Here is a 19,342-nt window from a genome sequence, read left to right as displayed (position 1 = left end):
AGTGGCTTTTTATTAAATTATTGAATTTTAAGTATTTATTTTATTCTCTGAGGGTTGGTACAGGGGTTGCAAAAGATAATGGTACTTAATGCCGTTGCTATTGTAAGAAACCTATACCTGGAGAATAAGAATGAAATTTTCGATAAAAAGCGCTGCAATCCTGCTTGCATCCGTTGTGACACTCGGCTCAGCCGGTATTGCATCGGCAGCGTCTCAGTGGCATATGCCAACCCCTTATGGCGATGCGAATCTACCAACCCAGATTGCCTATAAGTTTGCCGAAGAGATCAAAAACAACACCGCCGGGGATCTGGATATAGTGGTTCACTCCGGTGCTTCACTGATTAAACATCCGGAAATTCCCCGGGCAGTCAAAACCGGCCAGGTGCAGCTGGGGGAAGTGTTTATCGGGATTATGGGCAACACGCATCCGGTTTTTAAACACGATAACATTCCCTTCCTCGCAACCACCTATGACAGTGCGCAAAAGCTCTGGGAAGCGGCTAAACCCGAGCTAGAAAAGCAGCTTAACAAAGAGGGGATGATGTTGCTCTATAGCGTGCCGTGGCCGGCGCAGAGCCTGTATACCAAGGCTCCGGTTAACAGCCTGGCAGATCTGCAAGGGCTGAAGATGCGGGCTTATAGTCCTTCTACTTCCCGTCTGGCGGATCTGATGAACACCTCCCCTACCACTGTGCAGGTGCCGGAGATTCCGCAAGCGTTCAGTACCGGCATTATCGATGCGATGATCACTTCGCCTTCCACCGGGGTGAATGGTCAGGCCTGGGATTATCTGACTAATTACACCGACGTGCGTGCCTGGATTCCCAAAAACATGGTGGTGGTCAATAAACGTTCGTTCAAACGTCTGGATAAGAAGACTCAACAGGTGATTCTGGATGCTGCAGCCAATGCTGAGGCAAGCGGCTGGGCAGGGGTTCGGGGACAAGCGGCGGAAGATACGATGACGCTGGCTGAACACGGTATCACCGTGTCTGAACCCTCTCCTGAACTGATGGCCGAGCTGAATAAGATCGGTACCATCATGGTCGACGAGTGGAAAGCTGAAGCGCCTGAAGTTGAGACTATTCTGTCTACCTACTATCAGTAATCTTTAAGGTTGACAGGCCCTGCCATTCTGGCGGGGCCTGTCAGACACAGGAGATGAGTATGCGTTCTCTACTCAATAAGCTTTATCTGGCATCCGGCTATCTTTCAGGACTCTGCATCGTGCTGATAACACTGATTATCACCGCGCAAATTGTTGGCAGGCTGCTGGGCTTTATTGTGCCGTCTGCTGAAGACTTTTCCGGCTATGCGCTTGCTGCTGCAACCTTTTTTGGCCTTGCTTATACCTTCCGTGAGGGAGGACATATCCGGGTGACGCTGGTGATCCAGAAATGGAGAGAGGGAGCCCGCTATATTCAGGAGTTGCTGGTACTGATTGTGGCTCTGTTGCTAGTGAGTTTTATGTCGTTCTACTCGATCCATATGGTGTGGGAATCCTATATTTTTGAAGAGGTCTCTTCAGGTTATGTGTCGGTGCCCATCTGGATGCCTCAGGTACCGGTTGCTATGGGCATTGTGATGCTGAATATCGCTATTCTGGATGATCTGATTATGCAGTTAACAGGCAAAGTCCCCTCCTACAAAGTGCATGAAGGTGAGCTTCATCTGGAGGATGTGTGATGGATATAACCATTATAGGCGTTTCATTAGCCGTATTTATGCTATTTCTGCTGGCGCTGGGGTTCTGGGTGTCACTGGCACTGTTTGGTGTCGGGGTACTGGGCCTGTATATGTCCGGTAATGATCAGATCGGTTTGCTCTTTGCCACTTCAACCTGGGGTGCCAGCACCTCCTGGTCTCTGACCGCACTGCCGCTGTTTATCTGGATGGGAGAGATTCTGTTTCGTACCCGGCTTTCGGAGGATCTGTTTAAAGGTCTGTCTCCCTGGTTGAGTGGCCTGCCGGGCAAACTGTTGCATGTGAATGTACTCAGCTGCGGCATTTTTGCAGCGGTGTCCGGTTCTTCAGCCGCCACGGCTGCAACGATTGGCCGGATGACTTTGCCAGAACTGAAAGCGCAGGGTTACAGCGATCGCATGGCGGTGGGGACCCTGGCAGGATCGGGAACACTGGGTCTGCTGATCCCGCCGTCGATTATTTTGATCGTCTATGGGGTGGCGGCGGAGGTCTCCATTGGCCGTCTGTTTATCGCCGGAGCGCTGCCCGGACTGCTGCTGGTAACACTCTTTATGGGCTATACCATGATCTGGGCGCTGTTGAATAAAAATGAGCTGCCGCAGCATGATAAAACCCATGTTTCATTTGCTGCTAAGATAAAAGCGTTGCGTCTGTTGTTGCCTATTGTCTGTCTGATCGGCTTTGTGCTGGGGTCTATCTATGGTGGCTTTACGACCCCAACTGAAGCCGCTGCGCTGGGGGTTGTCGGGGCTCTGTTTCTGGCAGCGGTGAGTGGCTCTCTGGATACCCATAGCTTTACTGACAGCCTGACCGGTGCTGTGAAAAGTTCCTGCATGATCGGTCTGATTCTGGCCGGGGCTCACTTTCTCACACTGGCGATGGGTTTTCTGGGGATACCCCGGGCGCTGGCGGAGTGGATCGCACATATGTCGCTGTCGCCCGGTGTATTGCTGATCTGTCTGACGGTGCTGTTTGTTGCTTTGGGGTGCTTTCTGGATGGTATCTCTGTCGTGGTGCTGACGGTTGCGGTGGTACTGCCGATGGTGCAGCAGGCGGGCATCGATCTGCTTTGGTTTGGTATCTACATTGTACTGGTGGTTGAGATGTCTCAGATCACCCCACCGGTGGGATTCAACCTGTTCGTGATTCAGGCCTTAACGGGCAAAAATATTTTATATGTGGCGCGTGCGGCACTGCCGTTTTTCCTGCTGATCATGTTTGCGGTGCTGCTGATCTATCTGTTTCCTCAGATCGTCACCTATCTGCCAAGATCCATGAGTCAGGGATGACTCAGTGGTGCTTGGTTTGCGGCTGGATAACACGGCAGTTTAGCCGTGGACCGGGAGGCCGGTTTCTGCCGGCTTAGCAGCAACGGAAAGCTGCTGGACAGGGCCTGGCATGCCAGGAGGTCTTATTGGCATGGAAGAGGGTCAGCAAACACTATGGCCCGCTTTATTCTGTTGGTCGTCTTCTGGACAGAACCCTGTCTTAGCTAATGTATAGCTAATATAAATAGCTTATGTAAATAGCTTATGTAAATAGCTTATGTAAATAACTACAAAGGTTAAAAAATAAAACAACCATGCCAGATCGTTCATCTGATAAACCGATGTTACTCGCGCCACTGAATGAATTAGTTATTGAAAGACTTCCGGCAGAGATGGCCAGTAAAGTGGTCAGCTTCTTACGCTGTTATTACCAGACAACAACCGTGGATGAGCTGGAGGAACGCTCGCTGGAGAATCTCTACGGCGCCACCATGTCGTGTTGGCAGTTTCTGCAGGACTTTAGCGCCAGCAAGCCGAAAGTCCGGGTCTATAACCCGGATCTGGAGCAGTTTGGCTGGCGTTCAAACCACACCGTGATAGAGATAATTCATCGCGATATTCCATTTCTGGTGGACTCTGTACGGATGGAGTTGAATCGCCGGGATCTGGTTATTCACACCATTCATAATGCCATTCTCCATGTACAACGCGAGGAGGGACGTCTGGTTGGCCTGGTTGAAGCGGATCATACCCCGGCTCAGGCTGAATCGGTGATCTATCTGGAAGTTGATCGCACCAGCGACCCGACTGAGCTCAAGGCGATACTGACCTCGCTGGAGTTTGTGCTGGCAAATGTCCGCATCGCGGTTGAGGATTATGCGCCGATGCAGGCCCGGGCGCAGGCATTGCTGGATGAACTATCGCAGCCGTCAGTTGATGCCGAAGCTGAAGCGTTTCTGCGCTGGATGCTGGATGATCGTTTTACCTTCCTCGGCTACGATGAGCTGAGCATCAATGGTGATCGGGTGCAGCGGGTTGAGGGCAGCGAGCTGGGGACACTGAAACTACTTAAAAATGCAGGGCAGGGCAGCTCTCGTCTGCTGACAGAGTTGCGGGAAGATGAGCGTGATTTTCTGTTAGAACCTACCCGGCTGATGTTTGCCAAAGATTTCCACTACTCACTGGTTCACCGGCCTGCCTATATGGACTGTGTGGTTATCAAGCGTTTTGATGGGCAGGGCAATGTCGCCAGTCAGTGCCGTTTTTATGGCTTGTATACCTCGTCGGTTTATTCTGAAGCGATGCTGGCCATACCGGGAGTGCGCAGCAAAGCAGAGGCGGTGCTGCAACGGGTTGGTTTCGATCGCCGCAGCCACAACGGTAAAGAGCTGCTACAGATTATGAACGATCTGCCCCGGGATGAGCTGTTCCTTTCCAGCGAGCAGGCGTTGCTGGACAGTGCAATGGGCATTTTCAGCCTGCATGATCGCCGTAAAGTGCGCTTACTGTATCGTAAAGATCGCTGTAACCAGTTTATTACCTTCCTCTACTTTGTCCCCCGGGACATCTTTTCCACCGCGCTGCGGGTGCAGGTTCAGGACCTGCTGGTCAAAGCTTGTCATGCCAGCGAAGTGGAGTTTACCACCACCTTCAGTGAATCAGTTCTGGCGCGGGTGCAGTTTGTCCTGCGCATCGATCCGGATAATGCCGACACTCTGGAACTGGCGCAGCTTGAGGCTGAAGTGGTGCATATCTCTCGTGACTGGCGGGATGAACTGCATTCTGCACTCACCGATCTGTGCGGTGAAGAGGAGGGCAACCGGTTACACCACAGCTATGGTCACGCTTTTACCAGCGCTTACCGGGAACACTTCCCCGCCCTCAGCGGGGTGTACGATATTCAGCGCATTGAAGCATTGTGCGACGACAATCCGGTGACCATGAGTTTTTACCGGGTGTTGGAGCAAAGCCCGAAAGTGCTGCGTTTCAAACTGTTTAATGCGGATGAACCGCTGGTCTTGTCCGATGTGATTCCGGTGCTGGAAAACCTGGGGATGCGGGTGATCGGTGAACACCCGTATGCGGTGAACCGCAGTGATGGAAAACAGTTCTGGATGCATGATTTCACCCTGATCAGTCAGGGGAGTGAGCCGGTCGTGCTGGAAGAGGTTAAAGATGTCTTCCATGATGCATTTGCCAATATCTGGGCGGGACGCGCAGAGAATGATGAGTTCAACCATCTGGTGATCGGCGCCAATCTGAGCTGGCGTGAAGTGGCCATGCTGCGTGCCTATGCCCGCTATAACAAGCAGATCCGTTTCGGCTTTTCGCAATCCTATATCGCCGGCACGCTGGCTCGGCATATCCATGTGACCAAGCTGCTGGTTGCCCTGTTCCGGGCGCGTTTTGAGCCCGGTCGTCGTGACAGTCAGAAATCTCTAGCCCTGGCCGAGCGTATCAGCAACAGTATTATTGATGCGCTCGATAAAGTGGACAATCTCAATGAAGATCAGATTCTGCGGCGTTTTCTGGAACTGATCAAAGCCACCCTGCGGACCAGCTATTTTCAGCGCGATGCAGCCGGTGAACTGAAAGATTATTTCTCGTTCAAACTGAATCCCCGGGCGATTGCCGGTATCCCTCAGCCCCGGCCGATGTTTGAAGTGTTTGTCTATTCAGCACGGGTAGAAGGGGTGCATCTGCGTGGGGGTAAGGTTGCCCGTGGCGGACTGCGCTGGTCAGACCGGCTGGAAGATTACCGCACCGAGGTGCTGGGGCTGGTGAAAGCTCAGCAGGTGAAAAACTCGGTGATCGTGCCGGTGGGTGCTAAAGGTGGCTTTGTGGCTAAAAAGTTACCCACAACCGGCGGTCGTGAGGCGTTCCAGGCCGAAGGTATTGCCAGCTATCAGATCTTCATCTCGGCATTGCTGGATATCACCGACAACCTGGTGGGTGGCGAAGTGGTCCCCCCTGTGGATGTGGTGCGTCACGATGAAGACGATCCCTATTTTGTCGTCGCTGCCGATAAAGGCACCGCGACCTTCTCTGATATCGCCAATGCGATTGCTGAGGAACGCGGCTTCTGGCTGGGGGATGCCTTTGCCTCCGGTGGTTCTCAGGGTTATGACCATAAAGGGATGGGCATTACGGCACGGGGTGCCTGGGAATCCGTTAAGCTGCACTTCCGCGAACTGGGTAAAGATATCCAGTCTGAGGAGTTCAGCGTGGTCGCCATTGGCGATATGGCGGGGGATGTGTTTGGCAACGGCATGCTGCTGTCTGAACATATACAGCTATGTGCGGCATTTAACCATCTGCATATTTTCATCGATCCTGACCCCGATGCGGCAACCAGTTTTGCCGAGCGTAAGCGGCTGTTTGAACTGCCACGCTCCAGTTGGGAAGACTATAACCGCGAGCTGATCTCCGCCGGTGGTGGGGTTTTCTCCCGTGCTGCTAAGTGGCTGGATATCAGTCCACAGATGCAGGCCCGGTTTGATATCAAAGAGACACGCTTATCGCCAAATGATCTGCTCACGGCCCTGCTGAAAGCACCGGTCGACCTGATCTGGAACGGCGGTATCGGTACCTATGTGAAAGCCTCCCGCGAAAGCCATGCCGAGGTGGGCGACAAAGCCAATGACAGCTTGCGCATCAACGGTAATCAGTTGCGCTGCAAGGTATTGGGCGAGGGCGGTAACCTCGGTTTCACTCAACTGGGGCGGATAGAGTTCTGTGCCAATGGCGGTAAATCCAATACCGACTTTATCGACAATGCCGGTGGCGTCGATTGTTCTGACCACGAAGTGAATATCAAAATTCTGCTCAACGAGGTGGTGGCAAACGGCGATATGACCGTGAAGCAGCGTAACGCCCTGCTGCGCGAGATGACCGACGAAGTGGCCGGGCTGGTATTGCAGAACAACTATAAACAGGCGCAGGCGATCAGTATTGCCCACAGCCATGCCCGCCGTTCGATGGATGAATATATCCGCCTGATCCATCGTCTGGAAGCCTCGGGCAAGCTGGACCGGGAACTGGAGTTTATCCCCTCCGATGAGCAGCTTCAGGAGCGCAAACAGGCACAGCAGGGGCTGACCCGGCCGGAACTGTCGGTACTGATCTCCTATGTGAAAGCAGAGCTGAAAGAAGCGCTCAGCGACACCTGGATTACCGATGATGCTTATCTGAGTCATGAAGCGGTGTCTGCTTTTCCCCAGCGTCTGGTGAATGAGTTTGGCACTGAGATCTCACAGCATCGCCTGCGTTCTGAGATCATCGCCACGCAGATCGCCAATGGCATGATCAACAGCATGGGAATCACCTTTGCCGACCGTCTCTGTCAGATCAGTGGCTCCGGGTTTGGTGATGTGGCTGCGGCCTTTGTGATCGCCCGGGATGTGTTCAATATCGATCAGCTGTGGCACCAGATTGAGTCGCTGGACAACCAGGTGCAGTCCGCTCTGCAACAGCAGATGATGGCTGACCTGATCCGTCTGATTCGCCGGGCTACGCAGTGGTTCCTGCGTCACCGGCGGCCTCTGGATGTTGCCGCCACGGTACAACAGTTCCGCAGTGGCGTCGCCACCCTCAGTGGGCAACTGTCACAGTTACTCAGCGGTGAACCCCTGAACCTGTGGCAGCGCAAGCATGATCAGCTGACAGCCGCGGGTGTGCAGGATGAACTGGCGTCAATCGTCGCCGGTGCCGATAGCCTCTATGCGCTACTCAGCATCATTCAGTCTGCCGAGCAGACCGGCCGGTCGCTGCAACAGGTCGCGCAGATCCATTTTGGTCTGGGAGAGCGTTTGCAGCTGCAATGGTTTGATCAGCAGGTCAAAGAGCTGACCGCCAGTAATCACTGGGAGTCGATGGCCAGAGATGGTTTCCGTGAAGACCTCACCAGTCATCAGCAGGCGATAACGGTCAGTGTTCTGTCTGCCGTTGATGCCGACAGTCCCGACGTATCAGAGCAGGACGGTGTTCAGCTTGTAGAAAGCTGGCTGGCGGATAATCACCGCTTACTGGATCGCTGGCAGTCTCTGCTGAATGAGGTGCAAGGCAGTGCACAGCAGGACTTCGCGATCATTACCGTGGCGATCCGCGAACTCATGGAGCTGGCACAGGCACAGTAACAATTAACCCGGGGGCTTATCTGAGCCCCCGTCTATGGTTACAAAACAGGCCTGGAGACAGGCGAACAAGAGATAAACAACGTACAGAATTATGAAACAACGATACGCATTTCCCAAGATGAACGTGGTGCAGTGTGCGCTGAACATTAAGCAGATGGCCGCCGACAGCTGGTGGGTCTACCGTCATGAGATGTGTGGCAATGGCACACTTAAACCGGTGTCCCGGGTGGTGTTCTTCGGCCGCACCCGCGCAGATGTCGATCGCTGGATCGAAACCCAGCGTCAGGAATCGACGGTCTATATGTTATCTGATAACTAGATCAACAGCGGATAGGTGATATCCCAAACTGATCTGCCAGTCCGATCCACTTAAAGCCGTGGTTGCCCCGGGTTAACCACGCACGTGCACCAGGAGGGCTGGGTCTTTGCTTAAAGGCCCGGCCTTCCGCCGTTTAGAATATTGGTAGATCGATCTCCCTGTTCAGGAAACCTCTTTCGCTTGATCCGGGAGTTGCGTGAACTAACTCTTTGAATTATCGGCGACAGCCATTATGATTCAGGTAATGTTATTGGCATGGATGCAGCCTCTACAGACGCTCTAATTCTGTAGAATATCCTTTCTTTTTGTAGCTATCCTGCTGATATATAAAACAAAAGTAACTTTTGGTCTGCCAACTTTCCAGAATTATAGTGCCTGGAGTTATAGTGCCAAAGGGCACTATAACTTACTGTTAAAACTTAAGGGAAAGTATGTCAGTAAACTACATAATCTACGCGCTCGGAATGAAGGGGCAAGTAATCGACAAGGTACTTGTTCCATACCGGGAGAAGGACGGAACATTCCCTATATTTTCGGAAGAACTACAACGAGAGAATAGTAGCGACAAAATTCAAAAGGCGGAGAATAAGGTTCCAGGAATCACGGATATATCTGAGGCTGTAAAATATATCCGTCAAGGTGGTTATCGCTGGCGGCTAAAAGAATATGAAACTGGCCAAGTGAATATCTTTAAGCCAGAGCATATCGTAATCCGTGAGCTATGAGTTTTAACAAGGGCCTTCAAAGGACTCGCGGCACTGTTGGTGCCGCTTCGGTGAGAGCCGTGGCGCTCACCTTTGAGGCTGGTCGTTAGGGGGCATTTTATGAGAGAGACGAAGGTGCTTACCCGCTACAAGGCTTGGGCAGATGATCTGTTCCTGTCAGCGCTGTCTTTCCTTCCCGATACAGAGCTTACCGCACCGCGCCCAATCGTCTTTGGTAGCCTGATTCGCACGCTCAACCACGCCTATCAGATGGATCACGTCTGGAAGTGTCACCTGCTAGGCAAACCTCACGGCTTAACCACTCGCAATCCCCAGGATTGTCCGGGTCTGGCGGAGTTGATTGTAAACCAGCGCTGCATAGATGAGTGGTATGTTAACTACGCCGACACAATCGCAGAGAGTGAACTGGAGGAGGTTGTTGAGTTTGAGTTTATTGGTGGAGGAACCGGACAAATGAGTCGTCGGGATATCCTGATGCACGTCGTAAACCATACTACCTACCACCGCGGTCATGCCGCTGGCATTCTCTATCAGCTCGGTGTTTCGCCACCCACGACTGACTTTCCGGTGTTTCTGCAAGAACGAGATAAAGCGACTTAGATTCTGCCTTGCTTACCGGGTTATTGTGTCTGTGAGTTACAGTGCACAAGATCACTATCATAACGGTTATACATAAAGGGAATTTATGCTCAAGGATGTTTATTTTCTTAATAGTCAGGGACTTTCAGAAGAGCTGAAGTCGGGTACATTCTCAGAGCTCAGAGCTTTAAAGCACCTGATTGTTCTTTCAGTACTCGGGGTTTTTACCTTTGAATTTCCGGTAGTGATTGAGTTTTCTGAGACGGAAATAAGTCTATGGAAAAACCTGGGTTCACTGTTAATGATGATCATTGAAGGTGTTATTACTTACTATGGTGTGTGGCTGACATATCAGGCAAACGAAAAGGGGGACGGTAAAGATTTTTTCTTAAGATTTATATCGTTAAGTCTGCCAGTAGGTTTTAAACTTGCTCTCTATTTTTTGCTGACAGGATTAGGTCTGGCTGCCATATCAGCCCTGTTGATAACAGGTTTAGGTTCATTTGGCGTGGTAGTGAGTATGCTTATCATGTTTCTTGCAACGACAGCGTTCTATGGTCTTTTCTTCGTTCAGCTAAGAAATCATATAGCCAGAGTCTCCGGGTATGAAAGCCAATAATACGTTTGCCTTGTTCACACGCAGGAGTGTGAGAACGAGCTACCATGTTTCTGCCTTTTAAGGAGGCGCTCTGAATCAAGGAACAGATAAAATGCGTAGAGTCTCTGGAATCGTTTTCCTCTTACTTATATTGTCAGGTTGTGATTTTGAAGTGCCGGGTGCTGATGAAAAATTTGGCACACAAAACTTTGTCTCAGCCGTTTCAATTATTGAGTTGCACAAACTACGAAATGGCGAATATCCAGAAAGCCTGGATGATCTTGAGTTCTTGGGAGACTGGGATGGCATTTGGTTAACGGCTGTACGTTATGAAAAGAATGGAAGTGGTTACAATTTATACCTTGAGCGAGGCTGGGCAGGGAAACCCAGTCTGGAGTTTCCTGATAAGTTTAAACACGGGCTGGGTATAAAAGAGACCAACGTAAAGTGGCAGTCACCATAAAGGGTCACAAAGAGGGGTCGATTTTTTCCCTGACCTTCTCTCTGGCTTTTCATCCGGAGGTCTCTGTGCTCTCTGTGTCCTTAGCATGCCCTCTGGGTACTGTGGTGAGACGCTTTTTTACCGGTCTGGAGACAAAGGATCATGGTCTTCTAACTTTTCCTCGATTCTGGTGCCGCGTATGCTGTAGGCTTTAGCAATTAACAGGCACTGACGGTAAGCGCTGATGGTACGCACTGACAGTAAACCTCAATGACGGAGGATAAAAAAGGATGCATAGGATTCAATGTAAATGCGGGGCGCTGCAAGGTCATATTCAGGGATCGGGAACCTGCAGTCGGGTTGTCTGTTACTGCGCTGATTGCCGCGCCTTTACAAAGTTCTTAGGCTGCTCCGATGAGGTGCTGGATGCTCAGGGCGGAAGCGAGATTGTGCAAGTGGTGCAGCCCCGGGTGGTCTTTTCGCAGGGTCAGGAGCACCTTGCTGTCGTTCGTCTGAGTGAGAAAGGCTTGCTGCGTTGGTATGCCGACTGTTGTAAAACTCCGATTGGAAATACCCTGGCTAATCCAAAGGTTTCGTTTATCGGACTTATTCGTCCGTTGCTTGATCAGTCTATGATTGAGAAGGACTTTGGTAGCAGCGTCGCGGTCGTCAATGTTGAATCAGCCATTGGCGAACCCAAGCCCATGAAGAAGGGGCTTTTCGGTGTCATCCTGCGATTTATCTGGATGGTTTTACCGATGCGTATTAGTGGTCAGTATCGGCGTTCTCAACTATTTACGGAGTCGGGCGAGCCTGTCGTGACACCGAAGGTACTGACAGCCGAAGAACGTAAAGCCTTGAAAGCTGACTTTTAAAGAGAGTTTAGTCCGTCCATTAATCGTCCAGGCCAAGGGGGGGCTCAGATCAGGGAGATCGTTGAAATCGCTGGTGGTGACGGCGCTGATGGTGGAGGTGATTGATGAGCTCTGACAATCAGGAATGCCCCTGATCCGTCTTGATTGGTATGTTATTCCCGATAACCGGTGCTCTGCTATTACACCCTGAGGAAACATGAAAGTACCTTATGATCAGAGCCGGATATCTCGATTAAGAAACCATATTATGAAAAAAATTATCACATTTTTGACGCTGACTTCGTGGCTGACTGCAAGTGCCGTTTGGGCTGCTTGTGATGAGAGCATTGCCGAAAGCACACCGTCGTCACGCTTCGTACTTAACGGCGGTGAAGCATATGACCAGCAAACAAAGTTGGCGTGGCAGCGTTGCAGTGTGGGTACTACCTGGACGAGTGATGCCGGTTGCGTTGGGGACGTAAAGCTACTGGGATTAGATAAAGCAAAGCAGTTCGCACAGGCACTCGGTGATGGTTGGCGTGTTCCAACGATTGAAGAACTCTATAGTATTGTCGAACAGAGATGCTTCAATCCAACGATTAACGCCAGTGTGTTTCCTGCTGTAACAAATGTTGGAGAAGGTGCGCCCTATTGGAGTGATACCCCGGTTGAGGAAATTCCCTCACTCGTTTACTTCGTTGATTTTATCGATGGTGCAATAGATGGCCACAGCAAAGGGTTTCCGCTGGCAGTGCGTCTGGTGCGAAGTGAGCCATAGTCGTAGGGGCCGTCAAAAAGTTACGTTAGTTGTTGCCTCCAGTGTAGGCTGCTAAATTTCGTAAGATGTACAAAGCCCGGAAATATCGGTAATTTCAGCTTGGCTTATCTTTTCTTAGCCCCGGTAACCGGCGCTCAGCCATAACAGCCTGAAGAAACATGGAGGTATCTTATGATTTCAGTCGAGTTTTTACTCACATCCTTAGTCGTTGTTGTTATGCCTGGTACAGGTGTTTTATACACAGTGGCTACCGGTCTGTTCGTTGGCAAGCGCGCCAGTCTGTTCGCCGCGTCAGGCTGCACCCTGGGGATTGTGCCTTCGCTTCTGGCAAGCGTGTTTGGCTTAGCCGCTATTTTTCATACTAGCGTACTCGCTTTTCAGGTTGTTAAATATGCCGGTGCGGCATACTTACTCTATCTTGCCTGGGTTATGTGGCGCTCATCCGCTCCGCTGTCTTTAGGGGGAGAAAAGCCAGCGGCCGATTTTCTCACTGTGGCTACAAAGGGCTTTCTTATCAATATATTGAACCCTAAGTTGTCTATTTTCTTTCTCGCTTTTCTACCACAGTTTGTTTCACCGAATGCCGCTCAACCGCTGATTAACATGCTATTACTGGGTGGCGTGTTTATGGCGATGACCTTCGCTGTATTTGTTGTCTATGGCGTTATGGCCAGTAGCTTCAGCGCATATGTGGTGGGGTCAAAGAAAGTCGGTTTGGCGATCCAGAAACTATTTGCAGGTAGTTTTGCCGCACTAGGGCTTAAGCTGGCCTTTAGTGAGCGGTGATCCGGTCATTAAGCCCAACACAACGGGTGAGGTCTGTTTTTCTTGCTAAGCTCTGCTCTTCCCCCCGGTGCTCTGGGTACGGTGCTGAACTGCACTTAAAAATGATTCACCACAGTACCCAGAGGGTATGCTAAGGGCACGGAGGTCACAGAGAAAAATAAAGAGTCGGGGCTAAAACCAAATTTCCGTTTTAGTACTTTTCATTGTTTATAAAGGAGTCGTTTTATTTTCCTTACAAAACCTTCTGCACTGGCTTTTGCCTCCGTGTTCTTAGTATGACCTCTGGGTACGGTGGTGAACCGCTTTTTAGCGATCAGAGGGCGAAGGGTTAACGCCCTTCAACGCTTGCACATAGAAATAGACAAAAAACAGGCAGGTAACAACGTGTTAAGACTGATAGGGTTTATCCTGTTTATGGGTGGTTTAGTCACCCATCTTTGATGGCCTGTCTGGCTGGTCGTTTTTGACGTTAATTCTCGGCGCTGTTTTACTCTTCAGTGTGGAACCTTCTGTCTTGATGCTGGGTTATGGCGTCTTTGCTTTTACTGCGTTCGATGGTTTTTCGAACGGGTTATCTGAACGAACATTTGCAGGGATGATCATCGGGCTGATATTGATATCATGGTCCAACCGATCAGGCGCCGGTGAGGGGAGCGGGCTGGATATTGGTGACGGTGGTGATGGCGGCGGGGGTGACTAGATGAGTTTTGAGAGTGGGGGTACGCTTGCTCAAAAAAGGACTCGCTATATTGTATAGAGAGTCCTCTGTGGTCAAACATGCTTGCCGCTATAACAGCGGAATCTGGCAGTGGATGGCGCCGCTTTCATCCATCTCCGCCAGTTCGCCCTGTAGCTGCTGACACAGTCGTTGCAGATGGTTTTGCAGCTGTTGCGCCCAGGGGGAAGAGGAGAATACCGGCTGGCCATCGGTCAGGGCGACACTCAGACGCAATTGACCAGGTTGCACAGAGGGTTCGGCGCTGAGCTTCAGATCTTCACCGTTGGCCTGCAGAATGGCCAGTTCGATCGCACTGATCAGTATCTGTCTGATCCGCTCCGGGTCGGTGTTAATCTGGGCTGGCAGGGCATCATCAACCCGATAATCCAGCAGCCAGCCTTCGCGCCGGCTCTGGGACAGAAAGGTGGAGAGCATCTCGTCCATCAGCGGTGTCAGTCTGAGTGGCGATGTTTTGGCTGTCTGGTCGGCCAGATCCAGCATGCCGATACTGTTTTGTAACCGCTGGTGTTGGGCATGCAGGTCGGTGGCCAGATCTTTCGCCACTGGGTTGAGGTCCATCTGTTGCAGCTTCTGACTCAGTTTCAGGATCGGCCGGATCTGCTGGTTTAGCTGCTGCGTGACTCCTTTTAGCAACTGGTTGTCCGGGGTGGCTGCCAGGCTGGGGGTTGCCGCCTGCAAGCGGGCATTCTTGATGTCACGAAACGAGCGCAGCGCCACCACTACCGAGGTTAGCAGGCGGGAGGCAGACAGTTCTGCTTTGCTCAGGTAATCGTTGATATCGTAATTAACAATCACCTGTGATTCGGGGGCGTACCCCGGATGGCCGGTACGCAGAATAACCCTTATATCGCGGTTGTTGAGCTGGTTGCGGATATATTCGACCAGTTGCAGCCCTTCGTCATCGTTTTCCATAACGACGTCGAGTAGCGCCAGCGCTATATCGGGATGCTCTGTAAGTAGTTCCCTGGCCTGGGCACCGCTCATTGCACTGATCAGTTCGATTGGCCGTTGTTCAAACTCATAACCGCGAAAAATCATCCGGGTTATGCCGTGAATACCTTCTTCGTCGTCGACGACCAGTACTTTCCATGGATTCATAAACTACTACACATCGGTGTTTTGTCAGAGCTGCTATTTTGCCAGTAAACGTTGTCCGAGTACCAGAAAAAGCGGGCGGGGTCTGCTAATTTCATATCTAGAATGTGTCCATTGGTTTTGTTGTTATCTGGGGCGCGATATTCAATTAACTCAGTACTTTATCAAACAACCGGGCTTTGGCGTGAGCGCCCCAGTGAGTATAAAGATCCTGGCTTTTGTTGAGACAGAAACGGGCCAGACAGTGCTGCCCCTGCCATTGTAAAAAATCCCCGTAGCGTTCATAGCAGAGCGCCGGATGATGACTAAACCCCTGCTGCTCTGCACTCTCAATGGCCTGTTCATACAAGGGGGCGGCAGGTTGGTTAAGCAGGCGGGCTTTTTCAGCCTGCAACAGGAGCAGTTGTGTTTTAAAGTTTTCCGGACTGTGTTTCGCCCAGAGTTCGAAGCGTGATTCAATCTGCTCAACTTCCAGGCGCCGGCGCTGTACCAGCAGCTGTTGGGGCTGCGCCAGAATGAGCCGCATCATGGCGGTACAAAAGAGGGCCTCACTGACACAGAAATACCCTGCCAGCTCATTTTCCAGCGAGGCTTCCCAGCTATATAGTTCGGGCCAGAGTTGCTGCTGGTTGAGCAGAAAGGCCGCCATGATGGTATTGGCAGCCTGCCAGCCATGCTGGTATTCCACCTGGTCGGGCAGGGGGGCTTCACCACAGAGTTGTTCCATCAGCAGCAGGGATGATTGCTGCAGGCGTGCTGCCTGATGGGGCTGCTGCCGATCGAGCATCGCCTGATAATGTTGGCGACACAGGGGCAGTTGCTCAGTCAGGGGGCTGGTCGTTAACAGTGACAGCTGATGCTGGAGTAAGCGGCATTCACTCTGTATCAGCCAGTGGCCATGCTTTTCACTCAATGTTGCAACGTGTTGGAGCTGCTCTCTGGCACTGTGCAGAGGGGTGAACCAGTGTTGCACCTGGCTGCACTGCAGCAGGGCTGCGTTAGTGGCGATATCCAGTTGCTGATCCGTTTCATGCGGCGAACGCTCTGCATCCAGCGACAGCAACCCGCCAAACTGGTTTGCCAGCTGCATCCCCTGAACTGAAAATGCCTGTGCCAACTGATAATCGCCACAGAACCAACTGGCCACCCAGGCATAACTGACAAAGGCAAAAGGAGTCAGGTGGGTACGGCCCTGTTGCAGGCTAAGCTGTGTCATCTGGCCGATGGCGCAGGCGGCAAGCAGCGGTTTACTCTGATGGCGTGCGATCAGACTGATCTTTTCCAGCAGCTGTAACCGCAGTAACGCTTCGGGTGAAGTTAGTGGCGTTAGCTGAGGTAGCTGCTGGATATCGGTGAGTGAGCTGATTTTGTCGTGCAACGTCAACAGGAGTAATAGCTGCTGGTTGTCCGTTTCCGGAAGGGCACCATCTGTCAGCAGCGCCAGATGCTCCAACAGGTGGTTTAACGCCAGTGGCTGTTGGTTGCGGTGTAAACAGATTTCAGCGGTGATCAGTGCTGCGTTAATGCTGTCCAGTGGCGCGATATTTCCTGCGGGTAGTTGCTGCAAACACTGGTCGGCGTGGTCAACCTCGCCCGCCAGCAGGTGTAACTTAGCACGTTGCAGCAGGAGTGTATTTTTTTTGGCTGTCTGACTGGGTTTCAGCAGCCGGTAGGCGTTTGACAGGTAGCGGCTGGCACTGTCAAAACGCTGTTCATTTTGCGCGAGTCTGGCCGCACGAATGTTGAGCTGTCGCAGGCGTTTGCGGTGCTGGTTATCGGTATGCTGAAATGCACGGTTCAGATGTAGTAACACAGGGGTTATCTGATCCAGTGTGAAGGTTGTTGGCAGACGATTCAGCATCGCCATACCACACTGCTGATGCAGCGTGCATTTCTCTGTTTCACTGAGTCGCTGGTAGATGGTGGTGCGGATATCCGGATGACAAAAGCAGCAAAGGGTCTGTTTATCCACCGAATCGTTTTCAGTCCGGGCGGCGAAGTTGTCGCTCTCCCCCGATGTGGAACTAGGCGTTGGGGTGCGGCCAATATTGATCAGCCCAAGTTGTTCGGCGGGCCAGAGGTGTATTGCCAGCCGCGCGACCGGATTGTGGGTGATCTCCCCCAGTTCGACCAGGTTGATTTGTTCGCCCAGCAGAGCAGCCCATTCCAGCAGTTCAAGGGTGAAACTGTTGAGCTTGCTGATACGTTTTTCAATTTTATTGATGCGCTGACGGCTGCTACTTTGTTGCAGCCACTGGGTATGGCTATCCCGCTGGCGGGCGGAAGATGAGGTGTCAATAAAGGCGACGGGTTTGATCTGTTGCCGGTACTGGCTGGGGGCGACACCCATCCAGCGTTTAAACGCTTTTTGAAACGCTGACTGATTTGAAAAACCTAATTGAAATGCGATTTCGCCAAAACTCAGCTGGCCACGCTGGATCATTTGCAGGCAAACATCCCGTCGGGTCTGATCATAGATATCCTGAAAATTGGTCCCCAGAAGACCCAGTTTGCGTTGCAGTGTCCTGAGGCTGAGTCCGACAGAGGCAGCGATCTGTTCCCGGCGGATACAACCTTTACCCTCGGCCAACTGGCGTCTGATCAGATTCCGGGTCTGTGCTGTCAGGGCACTCTGCTGGGCCGATTTACTTAACAGGGAATCAGCAAATTCGCGGTGCAGCTGATGCATCTCAGGGTTGGCGTCGAGGCAGCTTAGCGACAGGTAGTCACTGGCAAGCAGCAGTTGGTTTCGGGGGGCATCAAACTGCACCTCTGCAGCAAAAAATTGCTGGTAGGGCAACAGGTTTTCCGGTTCTGGAAATGCCAGCTGGACCAGACGGACGGGGATCTGATGGCCGGTTAACCAGCGGGGCCAGTTGATCAGGCAGGCGAGCAGGTATTCAACCGGTTGCAGTTCTGGATCGTTCAGTTCCAGAGTAAGCCGGGTGCCCTCTGCGGACTGCTCCATCTGAATAATCGCCCCTTCAAGCAGCAAAGGCAGATAATCGATCAGTGCCTGATAGGCTTTACCCAGCGTCGCGGCGGTGGACATCAGAAAGCCGATAGAGCCGAGCGTTCGCGGCTGAGTGGCTTCCCCTAGGTTCAGTGCAATACGGGGATTATCGGTGGTCTGCGCCAGGGTTTGCAGTATCTGACCATAGGCTGAGGCAGGAAAGCGGGCCCCGGGTATAGCGAACTCTTCCTGGGTCAGCGAGGCGCTTTCCAGAATCCCGGCCGGATCCAGTCTGTAGTGCTGGGCCAGTTGCAATACCGGTTCCAGCAGTTTGGTTGTTGCTGTGGTTACCGTCATGAAAATAAAGTTGGCATGGAAGGATGTATGTATATTTTTGTTGTTAGAAACAAGAATATCATGATGCTGTCCGGCTGTATGTCTTTTCGTGCCGTTTTGTTTGGCCGAGTTGCTCTTAGCCGTTAGCGGTAACGATCGATGATCTGTTGCAGTGTGCCGGATTGACGCAGTTGACGAATCGCCTCATCGATCAGTCTGATGTCATCGGGGTTAACCGTGGCTTTACTGAACATCATATGGATATCATCATCGCTGGCATTCCAGTCCAGCGTTGTGATGTCGCGCTCCAGGCCGAGCTCTTTGATTAATACTTTGCCGTTGTAGAGGTCGGTCAGTACAACATCGGTACGCTGCACCCCCAGCATTTGGATTAACTGCTCATACTTGTTCAACTGATGCACAAAGAAGCGGTCTTTTATCTGATTCCAGGTGCTGCCGTAATAGGCTCCGCGTAACGCCATAACGCGAGGGTTTAAACCGGCCAGCTGTTCAAAGTTTTGCGCTGCGCTCCATTTAGTGTATTCGTCGCGCCGGACAAACAGAGCCATGATCTCTCTTCGGTAGGGTTCAGAGAAATAGGCCCACTCGGATCGTTCTGCGGTTTTTGATGCGCCCAGCGCGAGATCCAGATCACCGGATTTAATATAGCGCATGGTCCGCTCCCAGGGGACCTTGGTAAGTTCATAGCGACAGCCCGCTGCGTTCATAATTACCTTTAGCAGCTCTATATCCATCCCTGCGACTTTATCGTTGTGCCACACCTGGTAGGGTTTCCAGTCCAGCCAGCCGACCAGAAACCGGGTTTGGCAACCGGCCAGTGCGGCGTTACTGAACAGCAGTAACAGCATAGCCATCAGTAAGTGTCTGGTGAGATAGGTTATCGGCATGGTTTTTTTATCACCGTGGAAACGACTCTGGGTTAGCGCTGCCAGGTTATAAACCGGGCAGGCAAGCATCTATTCTAACCCAGTCTTTCGGTATTTGAATCTTTAGCGCATGTTATCTGT

General features: G+C 51.7%; 16 protein-coding genes. 13 read left to right on the top strand and 3 right to left on the bottom strand.

Annotation, left to right across the window (positions count from 1 at the left end):
- The first annotated feature begins 130 nt into the window (after positions 1-130).
- From OCU43_RS16475 to OCU43_RS16415, 13 genes are all read left to right on the top strand, one after another.
- A complete protein-coding gene (locus tag OCU43_RS16475; protein WP_091359562.1) occupies positions 131-1,111 on the top strand; it encodes a TRAP transporter substrate-binding protein in 981 nt (326 codons plus the stop codon).
- A gap of 59 nt (positions 1,112-1,170) precedes the next feature.
- Complete coding sequence (locus OCU43_RS16470) at positions 1,171-1,689, top strand: TRAP transporter small permease (protein ID WP_091359565.1); 519 nt, start codon at positions 1,171-1,173, stop codon at positions 1,687-1,689.
- Positions 1,689-2,996: a TRAP transporter large permease gene (locus OCU43_RS16465; RefSeq protein WP_175483547.1), complete on the top strand. Its 1,308-nt coding sequence runs from the start codon at positions 1,689-1,691 to the stop codon at positions 2,994-2,996. Before OCU43_RS16470 ends, OCU43_RS16465 begins: the two co-directional genes overlap by 1 nt.
- A 293-nt stretch (positions 2,997-3,289) precedes the next feature.
- Complete coding sequence (locus OCU43_RS16460; RefSeq protein WP_091359572.1) at positions 3,290-8,110, top strand: NAD-glutamate dehydrogenase; 4,821 nt, start codon at positions 3,290-3,292, stop codon at positions 8,108-8,110.
- A gap of 91 nt (positions 8,111-8,201) precedes the next feature.
- Positions 8,202-8,429, top strand: a complete 228-nt coding sequence (locus OCU43_RS16455) for a hypothetical protein (protein ID WP_139203194.1) — start codon at positions 8,202-8,204, stop codon at positions 8,427-8,429.
- Positions 8,430-8,860: 431 nt separating this feature from the next.
- Entirely contained in the window at positions 8,861-9,154 is a 294-nt protein-coding gene (locus OCU43_RS16450) for a hypothetical protein (RefSeq protein ID WP_091359579.1), read from the top strand.
- A 99-nt stretch (positions 9,155-9,253) separates the two neighbouring features.
- On the top strand, positions 9,254-9,754 hold the full coding sequence (locus OCU43_RS16445) for a DinB family protein (protein ID WP_091359581.1): 501 nt from the start codon (positions 9,254-9,256) through the stop codon (positions 9,752-9,754).
- Between the two features lie 85 nt (positions 9,755-9,839).
- Complete coding sequence (locus OCU43_RS16440) at positions 9,840-10,352, top strand: hypothetical protein (RefSeq protein ID WP_091359585.1); 513 nt, start codon at positions 9,840-9,842, stop codon at positions 10,350-10,352.
- Between the two features lie 91 nt (positions 10,353-10,443).
- Positions 10,444-10,794, top strand: a complete 351-nt coding sequence (locus OCU43_RS16435) for a hypothetical protein (protein WP_091359587.1) — start codon at positions 10,444-10,446, stop codon at positions 10,792-10,794.
- A gap of 269 nt (positions 10,795-11,063) precedes the next feature.
- Entirely contained in the window at positions 11,064-11,648 is a 585-nt protein-coding gene (locus OCU43_RS16430; protein WP_091359591.1) for a DUF6151 family protein, read from the top strand.
- Between the two features lie 247 nt (positions 11,649-11,895).
- The gene (locus OCU43_RS16425) at positions 11,896-12,405 is read left to right on the top strand and encodes an Lcl C-terminal domain-containing protein (RefSeq protein WP_175483548.1); all 510 of its coding nucleotides are present in this window, start codon (positions 11,896-11,898) and stop codon (positions 12,403-12,405) included.
- A 171-nt stretch (positions 12,406-12,576) separates the two neighbouring features.
- A complete protein-coding gene (locus tag OCU43_RS16420) occupies positions 12,577-13,191 on the top strand; it encodes a LysE family translocator (RefSeq protein ID WP_091359598.1) in 615 nt (204 codons plus the stop codon).
- A 463-nt stretch (positions 13,192-13,654) separates the two neighbouring features.
- Positions 13,655-13,891, top strand: coding sequence for a hypothetical protein (locus OCU43_RS16415; protein WP_139203195.1), 237 nt, complete (start codon positions 13,655-13,657; stop codon positions 13,889-13,891).
- A gap of 87 nt (positions 13,892-13,978) precedes the next feature.
- Here OCU43_RS16415 and OCU43_RS16410 read toward each other — a convergent pair whose 3' ends face one another.
- From OCU43_RS16410 to OCU43_RS16400, 3 genes are all read right to left on the bottom strand, one after another.
- The gene (locus OCU43_RS16410; protein WP_091359604.1) at positions 13,979-15,028 is read right to left on the bottom strand and encodes an ATP-binding response regulator; all 1,050 of its coding nucleotides are present in this window, start codon (positions 15,026-15,028) and stop codon (positions 13,979-13,981) included.
- A gap of 145 nt (positions 15,029-15,173) precedes the next feature.
- Positions 15,174-18,335, bottom strand: coding sequence for an AraC family transcriptional regulator ligand-binding domain-containing protein (locus tag OCU43_RS16405; RefSeq protein ID WP_091359607.1), 3,162 nt, complete (start codon positions 18,333-18,335; stop codon positions 15,174-15,176).
- Positions 18,336-18,457: 122 nt separating this feature from the next.
- Positions 18,458-19,189 carry a substrate-binding periplasmic protein gene (locus OCU43_RS16400; protein ID WP_175483549.1) on the bottom strand — a complete coding sequence of 244 codons (732 nt, stop codon included), beginning with the start codon at positions 19,187-19,189 and terminating at the stop codon, positions 18,458-18,460.
- Between the last annotated feature and the right edge of the window lie 153 nt (positions 19,190-19,342).

The sequence above is a fragment of the Amphritea atlantica genome (assembly GCF_024347255.1).
Classification (GTDB): Bacteria; Pseudomonadota; Gammaproteobacteria; order Pseudomonadales; family Balneatricaceae; genus Amphritea; species Amphritea atlantica.
This window is presented reverse-complemented; position numbering and strand designations above follow the sequence as displayed.

What these genes read in the sequence shown, in the direction of transcription:
- OCU43_RS16465 (WP_175483547.1), top strand. Translation starts at nt 1,689, where the DNA reads ATGGATATAACCATTATAGGCGTTTCATTAGCCGTATTTATGCTATTT.
- OCU43_RS16470 (WP_091359565.1), top strand. Translation starts at nt 1,171, where the DNA reads ATGCGTTCTCTACTCAATAAGCTTTATCTGGCATCCGGCTATCTTTCA.
- OCU43_RS16410 (WP_091359604.1), bottom strand. Translation starts at nt 15,028, where the DNA reads ATGAATCCATGGAAAGTACTGGTCGTCGACGACGAAGAAGGTATTCAC.
- OCU43_RS16420 (WP_091359598.1), top strand. Translation starts at nt 12,577, where the DNA reads ATGATTTCAGTCGAGTTTTTACTCACATCCTTAGTCGTTGTTGTTATG.
- OCU43_RS16425 (WP_175483548.1), top strand. Translation starts at nt 11,896, where the DNA reads ATGAAAAAAATTATCACATTTTTGACGCTGACTTCGTGGCTGACTGCA.
- OCU43_RS16450 (WP_091359579.1), top strand. Translation starts at nt 8,861, where the DNA reads ATGTCAGTAAACTACATAATCTACGCGCTCGGAATGAAGGGGCAAGTA.
- OCU43_RS16475 (WP_091359562.1), top strand. Translation starts at nt 131, where the DNA reads ATGAAATTTTCGATAAAAAGCGCTGCAATCCTGCTTGCATCCGTTGTG.
- OCU43_RS16435 (WP_091359587.1), top strand. Translation starts at nt 10,444, where the DNA reads ATGCGTAGAGTCTCTGGAATCGTTTTCCTCTTACTTATATTGTCAGGT.
- OCU43_RS16460 (WP_091359572.1), top strand. Translation starts at nt 3,290, where the DNA reads ATGCCAGATCGTTCATCTGATAAACCGATGTTACTCGCGCCACTGAAT.
- OCU43_RS16430 (WP_091359591.1), top strand. Translation starts at nt 11,064, where the DNA reads ATGCATAGGATTCAATGTAAATGCGGGGCGCTGCAAGGTCATATTCAG.
- OCU43_RS16440 (WP_091359585.1), top strand. Translation starts at nt 9,840, where the DNA reads ATGCTCAAGGATGTTTATTTTCTTAATAGTCAGGGACTTTCAGAAGAG.
- OCU43_RS16405 (WP_091359607.1), bottom strand. Translation starts at nt 18,335, where the DNA reads ATGACGGTAACCACAGCAACAACCAAACTGCTGGAACCGGTATTGCAA.
- OCU43_RS16445 (WP_091359581.1), top strand. Translation starts at nt 9,254, where the DNA reads ATGAGAGAGACGAAGGTGCTTACCCGCTACAAGGCTTGGGCAGATGAT.
- OCU43_RS16455 (WP_139203194.1), top strand. Translation starts at nt 8,202, where the DNA reads ATGAAACAACGATACGCATTTCCCAAGATGAACGTGGTGCAGTGTGCG.
- OCU43_RS16400 (WP_175483549.1), bottom strand. Translation starts at nt 19,189, where the DNA reads ATGGCTATGCTGTTACTGCTGTTCAGTAACGCCGCACTGGCCGGTTGC.